Source organism: Bradyrhizobium sp. AC87j1, from assembly GCF_002936975.1.
Classification (GTDB): domain Bacteria; phylum Pseudomonadota; class Alphaproteobacteria; order Rhizobiales; family Xanthobacteraceae; genus Bradyrhizobium; species Bradyrhizobium shewense.
The window spans coordinates 60,035-73,193 of sequence record NZ_PTFE01000010.1 but is presented as its reverse complement, the minus strand read 5'-3'; the positions used below and the strand labels follow the sequence as shown (position 1 = coordinate 73,193).

General features: G+C 63.8%; 10 protein-coding genes. 5 read left to right on the top strand and 5 right to left on the bottom strand.

Going from position 1 to position 13,159, the window contains the following annotated elements; genetic code table 11:
• Window positions 1-117: 117 nt before the first annotated feature.
• Complete coding sequence (locus CV770_RS08580; protein ID WP_104462013.1) at window positions 118-1,098, bottom strand: amino acid--[acyl-carrier-protein] ligase; 981 nt, start codon at window positions 1,096-1,098, stop codon at window positions 118-120.
• Window positions 1,099-1,137: 39 nt separating this feature from the next.
• Window positions 1,138-2,355, bottom strand: a complete 1,218-nt coding sequence (locus CV770_RS08575; protein WP_104462012.1) for an acyl-CoA dehydrogenase family protein — start codon at window positions 2,353-2,355, stop codon at window positions 1,138-1,140.
• A 357-nt stretch (window positions 2,356-2,712) separates the two neighbouring features.
• Here CV770_RS08575 and CV770_RS08570 point away from each other — a divergent pair, with 357 nt between their 5' ends.
• From CV770_RS08570 to mtnA, 3 genes are all read left to right on the top strand, one after another.
• Window positions 2,713-2,985, top strand: coding sequence for a phosphopantetheine-binding protein (locus tag CV770_RS08570; RefSeq protein WP_104462011.1), 273 nt, complete (start codon window positions 2,713-2,715; stop codon window positions 2,983-2,985).
• Between the two features lie 278 nt (window positions 2,986-3,263).
• Entirely contained in the window at window positions 3,264-4,142 is an 879-nt protein-coding gene (locus tag CV770_RS08565; RefSeq protein ID WP_104462010.1) for an S-methyl-5'-thioadenosine phosphorylase, read from the top strand.
• A 13-nt stretch (window positions 4,143-4,155) separates the two neighbouring features.
• The gene (gene mtnA, locus CV770_RS08560; protein ID WP_104462009.1) at window positions 4,156-5,259 is read left to right on the top strand and encodes an S-methyl-5-thioribose-1-phosphate isomerase; all 1,104 of its coding nucleotides are present in this window, start codon (window positions 4,156-4,158) and stop codon (window positions 5,257-5,259) included.
• 137 nt (window positions 5,260-5,396) lie between these two features.
• On the opposite strand, the gene CV770_RS08555 is transcribed toward mtnA, so the two are convergent.
• Window positions 5,397-6,032 carry an HAD-IA family hydrolase gene (locus CV770_RS08555; RefSeq protein ID WP_201759761.1) on the bottom strand — a complete coding sequence of 212 codons (636 nt, stop codon included), beginning with the start codon at window positions 6,030-6,032 and terminating at the stop codon, window positions 5,397-5,399.
• A gap of 110 nt (window positions 6,033-6,142) precedes the next feature.
• On the opposite strand from CV770_RS08555, the gene CV770_RS08550 reads away from it, so the two are divergent.
• Together CV770_RS08550 and CV770_RS08545 are read left to right on the top strand one after the other, a co-directional pair.
• Window positions 6,143-6,889, top strand: a complete 747-nt coding sequence (locus CV770_RS08550; protein WP_104462040.1) for a S1 family peptidase — start codon at window positions 6,143-6,145, stop codon at window positions 6,887-6,889.
• 124 nt (window positions 6,890-7,013) lie between these two features.
• Window positions 7,014-8,516 carry a flavin-containing monooxygenase gene (locus CV770_RS08545; RefSeq protein WP_104462008.1) on the top strand — a complete coding sequence of 501 codons (1,503 nt, stop codon included), beginning with the start codon at window positions 7,014-7,016 and terminating at the stop codon, window positions 8,514-8,516.
• A 233-nt stretch (window positions 8,517-8,749) separates the two neighbouring features.
• On the opposite strand, the gene CV770_RS08540 is transcribed toward CV770_RS08545, so the two are convergent.
• Window positions 8,750-9,676 (bottom strand): response regulator, encoded by a 927-nt coding sequence (locus CV770_RS08540; protein WP_201759760.1) that lies wholly within the window; start codon window positions 9,674-9,676, stop codon window positions 8,750-8,752.
• The gene (locus CV770_RS08535; RefSeq protein WP_104462006.1) at window positions 9,660-13,031 is read right to left on the bottom strand and encodes a hybrid sensor histidine kinase/response regulator; all 3,372 of its coding nucleotides are present in this window, start codon (window positions 13,029-13,031) and stop codon (window positions 9,660-9,662) included. Before CV770_RS08535 ends, CV770_RS08540 begins: the two co-directional genes overlap by 17 nt.
• Window positions 13,032-13,159: the final 128 nt, after the last annotated feature.

Genomic DNA, 13,159 nt, shown 5'->3' with positions numbered 1-13,159 from the left:
GCTCGTCTTACCCGTGGAAATGACCGGCCTCGTTTGGTCTATTGTTTCAGCATGATCTTTTCGGAAAACCGCTTCGCACTTTTCGTCGACGCGATCCTTCGGATCCGGATCATGCAGCTAGCGCCAGCCTTCGACATGGGCGTCGGCCGTGACCCGCGGCTGCAGGCCCAGGACGTCCCGCACCTTGGCGGGCCAGGCGGAAAGGTCGGTGCCGTGGGTGTGGAACATGGCGACAGCCAGCCGGTCCATGCCGAAGGCGACGCAGCCGGTGTGGGCTGGTTCGCCGCCGGCATCCTGGATTCCCCAGGTCGTGCCGAAATGCTCGCGGTGATAGTTGAAGCTCATGCAGGCCGTCGGCTGCTCTTCCGAGCGCAGCGGAATGAGCAGCTCGAACTTGAGCTGCTGCTGCTTCTGGCTCACCGCCTTCATCTGGCCGACACGACCGAAGAAAGGATCGCTGGCATAGTCGACACGGAAGGTGAGGCCGAGGTCGGTCGCGATCGCCTGCGCGCGCACCATCCAGCGCTCACGGAAATCGGCGACGTCGTCTGGGCTGCCGATGCAGACATATTCGCGCATCCGGAACGATTGCAGCCGGTCGAGATGTTTCGACGGCTCGCGGCGGAAGCAATCCGCGGCAACGTCGAAGCGCAGACCGCCCTTCGGCAAGGGGCCGCGGCTCGCCGCGATCGGATAGACCGGATAGCAGGCGGCGGGCGACAGCACGAGATCGGCGGGAGACAGCGAGGTGGTCCAGTCGCCGCCGGCATCGAAGCGGCTCACCGCGGCGTTGATCTCGCGCTCGGTGCCGTGCAGACCGCAAACGCAGCCGAGCAGATTCGGAAAGCTCTTGAGGTAGCCGGATTTCTCCAGCTGAGCCCGGCTCATCACCGGCGGGAAGCGCATCACCTCGGTGCCGCTCTCGCGATGGCTCGTGATCAGCGCCGCGAGTTTCTCGACGACGCCTTCATAGAGCGCGGTGCGGGCATAGACGCCGTCGGCGCCCATGCGGTGGAACAGCTTGTCGGCCAGATGATCGAGCGGATCGATCATCTGCGGCGCGGTCGCGGGCGAGTCGGGGAGGATGGCAATATTCATGGCGCGATGTCCTGCTATCTCAAAATTGTTATTGTTGATTCAGTCGTGAAGGCTTGTCGGCACGCCACTCATCAGCGTCGATGTCGCGGCATTGGCCAGAATGCGGTCGTTGTTGATCATGATCGGGGACGACAGCACGTCGCGGAGGTGCCGGCCCATGGTGAACTCGCCGTCGTTGCGGTAGCCGGAGAGGCCGGCTGTGCGCATCGCATGCATCACGGTCTCGACCGCGAGTTCGGAAGCCTGCACCTTCAGCAGCGTGATCGAGGACTGGAAGTCGAGCGAGCCGAGGGCGCGCTCGTCATGCTCGGCGCGGGCAAAGGCATCGATATTAGTCGACAGCAGCGCACGCAGCTTCGCCAGCGACATCTTGGCGGCGGTGAAATGCGCCGCGGCCGGCGGCATCTGGCCGCCGGAGGTGCGGGCCGCCTTGCGGACGAAGGCTTGCGCGCGGGTCACGGCTGCGGCGGCGATGCCGGCCCAGGCCGACGACCAGCACAGATGTGCGAACGGCGTCATGGTCTGGGCGTGGATCTTGTCATAGGATTCCGGGAAGACGCGATCGGCGGGACAATCGACCTTCAGCTCGAAGCCGGTCGAGCAGGTGCCGCGCATGCCGAGCGTTTCCCAGCCCAGCGTCCGCTTCAGCGAATAATCGTCCTTGGCGAGCGCCAGCAGAACCTGGTCGGAGGCGGCGGCCTCGGTAGCGCGGCGGGCGATGGTGACGAGGCCGTCGGCTTCCGCGCCGTAGGAGATCACGGTGGCGTCGCGCACCAGCGAGACGGTGTCGCCGGCGTGATCGACGGCAGCGGCGCTGGCGCGGATGTTGCCGCCGTTCTGGCCTTCGGTGGTAGAGGAGGCGAGCAGCCACTGGTCGCGGGCGACCCGGCGCATCATGGTCTCCATCCAGGGGATGCCGTGGCCGTGCCTGACGACGCAGGCGACCTTGGTCTGGTGCATCGCGTAGATCATCGCGGTCGAGGCGCAGGCGCGTCCGAGCGTGTAGCAGATGTCGGTGACGTCGTAGATGGAGGCACCGAAGCCGCCGAACTCGACCGGGATCATGACGCCGAGCAGCTTCTGCTCGCGCGCGACCTCGAAAGCCTTGTGCGGGAAACGAGCGTCGCGATCGACCCCGTCTGCGTCGGCCGCGGCAGCTGCGGCGGTTCGGGAGGCGCGCTCGATCAGGGAGGGGCCCTGCTCGAGGAATCCCGTCTGCGTTTCGTCGACAGTGAGGACTGCTTCACGCACGTTCATACTCGTCCGCCTCCGGTTTGCCGTTCGAGATCGCCGGCATCATTCGCGATGCACGTAAGCGATCCTCCGGCCATCTTTGCTTGTGAGACGAGGCTACGGATTTAATTCAAATTCGTCGATGAAATAGAGGGTAAACAAAGTCCAATTCCGAACGAACAGTTAAGGTCCGGTTGTTTGCATCACCCGTTTTTCCAGCATCGCGTTAGGACTCTGGAAGAAGCCTGAATTTCAGACAATCTGAGTCATCGTTTACTAAGAAACGCGAAGTATTGGTGTCGCCCATTGCGGGACCGACAGGCCGTGCCCATCGTAGCGGCAAGCCGGTCCGACCTTTGACAGACAGACGGGAATTTGCCGATGCAAGCCTTTGATACCGACGTACGTAATCGCATCATCAAGCTGGTGAAGGGCACCCTCGAGCAGAATTCGCTCGTGGCCGATGTCACGCCGTCTGCCAAGCTCGTCGATGTCGGCCTGACCTCGATGGACATGGTCAATCTGATGCTCGGCGTCGAAGCCGAGTTCGACTTCACCATTCCGCAGTCCGAGATCACGCCGGAGAATTTCCAGTCGGTCGAGACGCTGGAGCGGATGGTGGCGACCCAGCTGCAGCTGGCGACCGCGGCTTAAGCAAACGGTGTCGTCCCTGCCTAGTGCGCAATTGCGCACGTGGCGCAGGGACCCATACCGCGGAATCTCTCGACCTTATGACGGTCGAAGTACCGAACTACGAGTCTTCGCCAACCCAAGGGCTGTGGTTATGGGTCCCTGCGTTCGCAGGGACGACACTGAGTGTGGGGCCTGCGCCCTCACACTACTATCATCGCCCCCACCACCCCCGTTCCAAAACCGCCGCAAAACTGGCATAGCTTAACCATGTCGCACGTGGCGAACAGGGTGGAGCAGGCATGACGCAGGCGGTATTGGGCATCATCGGCGGCTCGGGCATTTATGATTTGCCGGGCCTCGAGGGTGCGCGCGAAGAGGTGATCAGGAGCCCCTGGGGCGAGCCGTCGGCGCCCGTGCGCCGCGGCACCATCGCAGGGTTGCCGATCGTATTCCTGCCGCGGCATGACAAGGGGCACCGGCTGTCGCCCTCCGACATCAACTACCGCGCAAATATCGACGTTCTGAAGCGGGCCGGTGTCACCGATTTGATCTCGCTGTCGGCCTGCGGTTCCTTCAGGGAGGAGCTGCCGCCGGGCACCTTCGTCCTCGTCGACCAGTTCGTCGACCGCACCCACAAGCGCGAGAGCTCGTTCTTCGGCCGGGGCTGTGTCGCGCATGTGTCGATGGCGCATCCGGTTTCTCCACGTCTGCGCATTCATATTGCCGCGGCCGCGGAAGCCGAAAGCATCGCGATCGCGCGTGGCGGCACTTATGTCTGCATGGAAGGGCCGCAATTCTCCACCTATGCGGAGAGCATGACCTATAAGACGCTGGGCTATTCCGTGATCGGCATGACCAACATGCCGGAGGCGAAGCTCGCGCGTGAGGCGGAGATCTGTTACGCCACGGTGGCGATGGTGACGGATTTCGATTGTTGGCATCCCGATCACGACGCCGTCACCGTGCAGGACATCATCCGCGTGCTGACCTCGAACGCCGACAAGGCCAAGGCCTTGGTGGCGCGGCTGGCAAAGGACTTTCCGCGCGAGCATGAGCCCTGTCCAATCGGTTCGGACCGCGCGCTCGACACCGCGCTGATCACCGCGCCCGAGGCGCGCGATCCCGAGCTGCTGAAGAAGCTCGACGCGGTGGCCGGGCGCATCCTGCGCGTGAAGTGAAAGGCAGAATGCCATGAAGGTCGACGGCAAGCATTTTCGCAGCATCTGGCGCGAGCATGACGGCTGGTCAATCGGTGCGATCGACCAGCGCCGGCTGCCGCATGAGTTCGTCGTCGCGAAGCTGACATCCTGCGAAGACGCGGCCGTCGCCATCCGCGACATGCTGGTGCGGGGCGCGCCGCTGATCGGTGCCACGGCGGCCTACGGCATGGCGCTCGCCATGCGCGAGGACGCCTCCGACGCAGGCCTGAAGTGCGCTTACGACACGCTGGTGGTGGCGCGGCCGACCGCGATCAATCTGAAATGGGCGCTGGACGAGATGCGCATGGCGCTCGCGCCGATCGATCCGCTGGAGCGCGCCGAGGCGGCCTATGCGCGCGCCGACGAGATCGTCGAGCAGGATGTCGAGATCAACCGCGGCATCGCCGGCAACGGGCTGAAGCTGATCGAGGCAATTGCATCGAAGAAGCGTGGCGAGATCGTCAACGTATTGACCCATTGCAACGCCGGTTGGCTCGCTACCGTCGACTGGGGCACGGCGACGGCGCCGATCTATCTCGCGCATGAGCGCGGCATCAAGGTCCATGTCTGGGTCGACGAGACGCGTCCGCGCAACCAGGGCGCCTCGCTCACGGCCTGGGAGCTCGGTCATCATGGCGTGCCGCACACGGTGATCCCCGACAACACCGGCGGGCACCTGATGCAGCACGGCATGGTCGATCTTGCCATCGTCGGCACCGACCGCGTCGCCGCGAATGGCGATGTCTGCAACAAGATCGGCACCTATCTGAAGGCGCTCGCCGCCCACGACAATGGCGTGCCGTTCTATGTCGCGCTGCCGTCGCCGACGATCGATTTTAGCGTCCATGACGGCATCCGCGATATTCCGATCGAGCAGCGCAGCGGGGTTGAAGTCACCGACATGACCGGCCGCACGGCCGATGGAAGGCTGGAGACGGTGCGCATCGTGCCAGAGGGATCGCCGGTCGCGAACTACGCTTTCGACGTGACGCCGGCGCGGCTCGTGACGGGCTTGATCACTGAGCGCGGCGTGCTGAAGCCGGATCGCGACGAGCTGGCGGCGGCGTTTCCGGAGCGGATCGCGGCGGCGGAGTAGGCTCCGCCGTCATTGCGAGCTCTCGTAGGGTGGGCAAAGGCGCGAAAGCGCCGTGCCCACGACCTTCATCTCCGTCGCGCCATTTTTGGTGGGCACGCTCCGCTTTGCTCACCCTACGGCTGCGGAATAAGTTGTGCCTACCCGAGCTGCAACCCCGTCGCCGCCTCAAGCTCCGCGATCGCCTGGGCGCCGCTCGTCACCTTGATCGTGGTCATGCCCATCTCGCGCGCGGGTTTCAGATTGACGCCGAGATCGTCGAGATAGACGCAATTGTTCGGATCGACCTTCAGCGTCTCGACCATCAGCCTGTAGATTCGCGGATCAGGCTTGCGCAGGCCGATCTTGGCGGATTCGATCACGTGGTCGAACAACACCATGACTTCGGCGATATAGAGGGAGCGCCCGGTCATGCTGCCGATGGCATTGGCAGGCAGATTGTTGGTGATGCAGCCGGTCTTGAATTGCGCCTTGATGCGCTTCAATGCCTCGACCATCTCGGGGCGCAGATCGCCCTGCAGCAGCGGCAGCACGTCGCGGCCGCGCACCTCCGCGCCGAGTGCGAGCGATTCCGTGGCGAACAATTCGTCGAAGGTGTCGATATCGACTTCGGCCCGCTCGAACTTGGCCCAGGCGTTTTCCAAATGGTTGGTGGCGTTGGTCCTGCGTATGATGTCGACGGGCAAGCCGCGCTCGGTCTCGAACCGCGCGAATGCCTCGAACGGCGAACTCGTCAGCACGCCGCCAAAATCAAAGATCACAGCTTCGATCGCCAATGTCCTGCCCTCGTCAATTCCTTTCCAAGAGGGCTAGCATGCGCTATCGGCAAGGACCAGTCCGAAGCAAATCAGGCGCTCCCCGAACCGACTGACGAGACATGTTCCCCATGAAGACAATCGCGACATTCGCCGCGGTCACTCTGGTGCTCGCCACGCCCGCTCATGCCATTGTTGGCGGCGGCACGCCGCAGGCCGATGGCGTCGCGCGCGCCGTCGTCACCATCGTCGGCTCGCGCGGCAATTCTTGCACCGGCACTCTGATCGCGCCGAAGATCGTATTGACCGGCGCTCACTGCTTGCCGCCGGGCGCGGACTACAAGATCGTCGATCGCAGCGGTGGCGCACCGCAATTGCTGAACGTGCGCACCATCGCGATCCATCCGGGCTATAAAGCGCAGGTGCATCGTGCCGGTGCAGACGTGGCGCTATTGCAACTGGAAATTCCACTCAAGGGAAAATCGGCGGTGCCGGTTGGCGCGCCGAATATTCCAATCCAGGTCGGTAGCCGTTTCGTCATTGCCGGTACCGGTGTCACCGTGCGCGGTGATGGCAGGAGCGGCGGGGCCACGCGCGTCGCGGGCCTTGTCGTCACGGGCCAGCCCGGCACGCTTCAGATCCGCCTGGTCGATCCCGTAACCAACGGTGTTCGCGACGGAATTGGCGCTTGTACCGGCGATTCCGGTGGTCCTGTGTTCGAGGACAAGCCGAACGGCGCCGTGCTTGTCGGTGTCATCAGCTGGGCGACGGGACCGAACGCCGGCGATGGCTGTGGCGGATTGACGGGGGTCACGCCGCTCACGCTCTACCGCGACTGGATCTTGCAGACCGCGCGGAGCTGGGGTGCGGCACTGTGATTTGACCGCGACTTGATCTATGTCATTTTGAAGCGGAAGCGCGGCGGGTGATCATGCCGGCCGCGGAGGAAACGCGTCGTCCGTCAAGGGCGGCCACAAAAACAAGCAAGGCATAGAAGCAACAATGAATGTCGCTGTTCGCAGTCACGCCACGGCCAAACAGGCTTCTGAACATTTCGACGTACTGATCGTCGGCGCCGGCATCTCCGGCATCGGCAGCGCCTATCACATCAACAAGCAGCTTCCAGGCACCAGCTACGTGATCCTGGAAACGCAGGCGACGTTCGGCGGCACATGGAGCACGCATCGTTATCCCGGCATCCGCTCGGACAGTGATCTCCATACGTTCGGCTATAGCTTCAAGCCCTGGGTCGGGCCGCCGATCGCGACCGCCGAAGAAATCCTCGCCTACATGAACGAGGTGATCGACGACAACGATATCGCGCGGCATATCCGCTACAAGCACAAGATCAATTCCGCGAGCTGGTCGAGCGAGCGGAGTCTCTGGACCATCGAGGCGGTGACGACCGACACCGGCGAGCCGAAGACGTTCACCGCGAATTTCCTCTGGATGTGCCAGGGCTATTACCGCCATTCGGAAGGCTATACGCCGGAATGGAAGGGCACCGATCGCTTCAAGGGCCGCGTCGTCCATCCGCAGACCTGGCCTGATGATCTCGACCTCACGAACAAGAAGGTCGTGGTGATCGGCTCAGGCGCGACTGCGGCAACGCTGGTGCCGAACATCGCGGACAAGTGCGCGCATGTCACCATGCTGCAGCGTTCGCCGACCTATTTTCGCCTCGGCCGCAACGCCATCGAGATCGCGGAGGAGCTGCGCAGGCTTCAGGTCGATGAGGCCTGGATCCACGAGATCGTTCGGCGCAAGATCCTGTTCGAGCAGGATGCCTTCACGAAACTCTGCGTGTCCAAGCCAGAACAGGTCAAGAAAGACCTGATCGGCCAGATCAGCGCGGTGCTCGGTCCCGACTACGACGTCGAGACGCACTTCACGCCGACTTACCGGCCGTGGCGGCAGCGCATCGCGTTCGTGCCCGATGCCGATCTGTTCAAGGGCATCGCCAGCGGCAAGGCCTCCGTTGTCACCGACGAGATCGAATGCTTCGTCGAGAACGGCATTCAGCTCAAATCCGGCAAGCTGCTGGAAGCCGATGTCATCGTCACCGCGACCGGCTTCAATCTCGCGGCGCTCGGCGACATCGCCTTCGAGATCGACGGCAAGCCGCTGGCGTTCGGCGACACCGTCACCTATCGCGGCATGATGTTCACGGGCGTTCCGAACATGGTCTGGGTGTTCGGCTATTTCCGCGCCAGCTGGACGCTGCGCGTCGATCTGGTCGCAGATTTCGTCTGCCGGCTTCTTGGCCATATGAAGGACAAGGGCGCGAAGAAGGTCGAGGTGCGCTTGCGCGCCGAAGACCACAACATGCCGATCCTGCCCTGGATCGATCCGGAAAACTTCAACCCCGGCTATATGATGCGCAACATGGACCTGTTGCCCAAGCGCGGCGACAAGCCGGAATGGCAGCACAGCCAGGATTACTGGACCGAGAAGGACGAGATCCCGAAGACGGATCTGGATGACAAGGCGTTTGTTTACCGGTGAGGGCGCTGATCGTGTGAGAGGCGGATGTGATTGCCACACACTCCGCCGTCGTCCCGGGGCGCGAAGCGAACCCGGGACCCATAGCCACAGGGAGAAGTGGTTATGGGCACTCGGAGTTGCCGACTCGCGGAAGATTGCTTCCTGTGGTTATGGGTCCCGGATCGGCGCTTCGCTTGTCCGGGACGACACCGTCGGTTGGGTGAGCGGCGTACCAACTCATCCACACCGCGGCTCTACGAATTCCTTCGCGTCGTATTCGCCGCAATCGCCGCCGCCGCCGTGCGGTTCTCCACGCCAAGCTTGGCGTAGATCTGCTCGAGATGCTTGTCGACCGTTCGCGGGCTGAGGCCCAGGATTTGCGCGATGTCGCGGTTGGTCTTGCCCTTGCTGAGCCAGGCCAGCACCTCGCCCTCGCGGGTGGTGAGACCGAGTTCGCTGGTGAATTCGGGGGGCAGCGCGGTGCCGGACTCCCTGGAGAGCCGCAGCAGGAACTCGTTCGGCGCGGTTTCGCCCATGTAATAGAGCCGAAGCTGCGGGTTGTCGGGCAAGGAAGCCGCCTGGGACTTCGAACTGCCCTTGGCCCTGGCCTGCTCCAGCCATTGCAGCAGCGATGGCGGCAGGACGAAATCGTCAGCCTGTGCGCCGTGATGATCGGACAGCAGCTTCTGCGCCTGCGGCGTCGCCCACAGCACTTGGCCCTGGCGGTCGACCGCGAACAGGAAGCGGCCGGAGACGTCGAGCGCCGTGCGCGCGCTCTGGGTCAGGCGGGCATTGCCGAGATGGACGCGGATGCGCGCCAGCATTTCCTCGATCACGATCGGTTTTGTCACGTAATCGACGCCACCGGCCTCGAGCCCGCGAACGATATGCTCGGTTTCGGCGAGGCCCGTCATGAAAATCACGGGGACATTGGCAAGACCCGCATCGCGCTTGAGCCGACGGCAGGTCTCGAAGCCGTCGATGCCGGGCATCACGGCATCGAGCAGCACGATGTCGGGCGTGATCTGGTCGATGATGCGGATCGCCGCCGCGCCGTCGAGCGCCACCATCACCGTCATGCCGGCGCCGTCGAGCGCGTCGGTGAGCAGCCGCAGCGTTTCGGGAGAGTCATCCACGACGAGCGCGACGTCGCGCTTTTTCGACTCAATGTTCATGCGCATGCAACGTCTTCAATGTGGCCATGTACTGCTCGAGATCGAAGCGGTCGACCAGCGACCGCATCTGCGCGACGAAGTCGGCGTGTTCCGGATGCTCGCTGCCGATCTCGTCCAGCTTCAATTGGATGCCCTTGACGTAGCCGATCCTGCCGAGCCCGATCAGCGCCTCGATGTGCCGCGCCGGCGGCCTCGATCCGCTTTCGGGGCGCCAGAACGGCACCGCGATCTCGTCCGAGCCGTATTGCCATTCGATCTTGAGGAGCTGGCGGATCGTCTCCAGAAGCCTCGGGATGTCGATCGGCTTCATCAGATAGCCGTCATGGAAGGGCTGCGCCAGCGGCGCGCCGTGGGCCTCGATCGCGCTGGCCGACACCATCAGGATGCGCGCCTGGTGATGGCCGCTCGCGCGCAAGGCCTCCGCGACGGCCCAGCCGTCCATGGCGGGCATCGAGATGTCGAGCAGGAACATATCGGGCCGGCAATGCTGCGCCAATGCGAGGCAGCCGGGGCCGTCGGGGGCGCTGAGCAGGATGAAGCCGAGCGGCGTCAGCACCTCGCGCAGGAGGTCGCGATGCACGGGGTCGTCGTCGGTGATGAGGATGGTCTTGCGCGCGCCGTGATAGCCGGAGATCGGAGCCTCCACCGGCGCGATGCGCTGGGGATTGATGACCTCCGAGAGCAGGATCTTGACCTTGAACGTTGAGCCGGTGCCGACCGTGCTCATGACCTTGATATCGCCGCCCATCACGCCGGCGAGCAGACGGCTGATGGTCAGGCCGAGCCCGGTGCCGGTTTGTGGCTGCGAGACGCCGAGCGCACCGCGCTCGAACGGCGCGAAGATGCGTTCGAGATCGTCGCCCTGGATGCCGGGACCGGTGTCGATCACCTCGAACTCCGCGACGGGGCTGCGATAGTGCACCACGAACTGCACGCTGCCGGTCTGGGTGAACTTGATGGCGTTCGAGAGCAAATTGATCAACACTTGGCGCAGCCGCTTCTCATCGGCATAGACCACCAGCGGTAAATACGCCGGCCGCCTGAACACGAAATCGATGCCCTTGGCAGCGGCCTGAAGGCGGAACATGCCCACGAGCTGATCGAGGAACTCGCTGAAGCGCACCTCGTCGCGCGACAGGTACAGCCGTCCCGCCTCGATCTTGGAGATGTCCAGAATGCCGTCGATCAGGCCGGAGAGGTGATCGGCGCTGCGGCGGACGACGCGGACCTGATCGCGCGGCTTGGTGTTGAGCGTCGTGTCCTGCTCCAGGAGCTGAGCATAGCCGCTGATCGCGTTCAGCGGTGAACGCAGCTCGTGGCTCAGGCCCACCACGTAGCGGCTCTTGGCGAGGTTGGCGGATTCGGCAACCTCCTTGGCGCGCTGCAGCTCGGCGTCGGTGCGCTTGTGGGCGTCTATCTCCTGGATCAGCAGCGCGGTCTGCCGCCGGGTCTCCTCCTCGGCGGCCCGGCGGCTCTGTTGTGCCAGCACGAACAGCCACGCCACCACACCGATGATGATGCTGAGCGAGAAGAACACCTTCCAGAGCACGTCGGAGACGAGCGTATTCTCGCCATGCACGCTCGCCGAGGTCTGCAGATAGATCAGGCCCAGCACCAGCGCGACGAGGCCGGCGGAGACCACGAACACGCCGACATAATGGCCGAGTTGGGAATTGATGCGCGCGTAGATCGGCTGCGGCAGCAGCTTGCCCAGCGTCTCCGATACCTGCGCCTGGATCCGCGCGTGCGGCTTGCAGAGATCGTGGCATCGGGCATCCAGTGAGCAGCACAAGGAGCAAATCGGTCCGGCGTAAGCGGGGCAGGAGGCCATGTCCTCCGGCTCGAACGCGTGCTCGCAGATGCAGCACTGGATCGACTCGAGGTCCTGCCAACTCCGCTTCGGCTTGCGCGCGATGTAATATTTGCCGTCCGTGGCCCAGGCAATCAGCGGTGCGGTGAGGAAGGCAACGGCCAGCGCTATGAAGGCTGACAGCGCCTTCGCGGTAGGCCCGAACAGGCCGTAAAAGGCGCTGATGGAAACAATGGTCGCGATCGTCATCGCACCCACGCCGACCGGATTGACGTCGTAGAGATGCGCGCGTTTGAACTCGATCTGCTGTGGCCGCAATCCAAGCGGCTTGTTGACGACGAGATCCGCGACCAGCGCACCGACCCAGGCGATCGCGACGTTCGAATAGAGCGCCAGCGTCTGCTCCAGGGCCTTGTAGACGCCGATCTCCATCAACAGCAGCGCCACGATGACGTTGAAGACCAGCCAGACGACCCGGCCGGGATGGCTGTGGGTCAAGCGCGAGAAGAAGTTCGACCAGGCGATCGAGCCGGCATAGGCGTTGGTGACGTTGATCTTCACCTGGGACAGGATCACGAACGTGCCGGTCAACGCCAGCGCGAGGTCAGGCTGCGACAGCACATAGCGGAACGCTTCGAGATACATATGCGCGGGCTCGGCGGCCTCCTCGGGCGGCACCCCGTGGCTGAGCGCGAAGAAGGCGAGGAACGAACCCGCGAGGAGCTTCAGCGCGCCCAGCACGATCCAGCCCGGTCCTGCGCTCATCAGCGCCACCCACCAGGACGCCTTGGAGGCGCGGCGATCGCGCGGCAAAAATCGCAGGAAGTCGACCTGCTCGCCGATCTGCGCCACCAGCGAAAACACCACCGAGGCCGCAACCCCGAACAGTAGCAGGTCGAAATGCCCGTTGAGGTCGCCGTGCTCGCCTGAGAACTTGCGCCACTCCGTGAAGGAGTGCGGGTTGTGCCAGGCGATCGCCGCGAACGGAATGATGTGGAGCACGATCCACAGGGGCTGCGTCCACAATTGGAAGCGGCTGATCAGCGTGATGCCGTAGGCCACCAGCGGGATGATGACGACGGCGCTGATGAGGTAGCCGATCGGCCGCGGAATCCCGAAGCACATCTCGAGCGCGGACGCCAGGATCACGGCTTCGATCGCAAAGAAGATGAAGGTGAAGGACGCGTAAATCAGCGAGGTGACGGTGGAGCCGATATAGCCGAAGCCGGCGCCGCGCGTGAGCAGGTCGATGTCGATGCCGCATTTGGCGGCATAATAGGCGATTGGCACGCCACAGCAGAAGATAATGGTCGAGACCACGAGGATGGCCGCGGCGGCGTTGGTGACGCCATAGTTCAGCGTGATGGTGCCGCCGATCGCCTCCATCGCCAGGAACGAGATCGCGCCCAGCGCCGTGTTGGCGACCCGGGCGGCGGACCAGCGGCGCGCGCTCTTGGCCGTGAAGCGCAGCGCGTAGTCTTCCAGCGTCTGGTTGGCGACCCATTGGTTGTACTGGCGCCTGACGCGGTCTATTCGCTGCCGCCCTGCCACGCTCTACCCCACTCCTGATACGGACCCGGAGCCCTCGCAAATTCCGTACCAAAAGCCTACGTCGGCATTTTGCGGTGCAGTATACGCGATCTTGCGTATGCTGGCACTGCATAGATCCGAGCCATCCT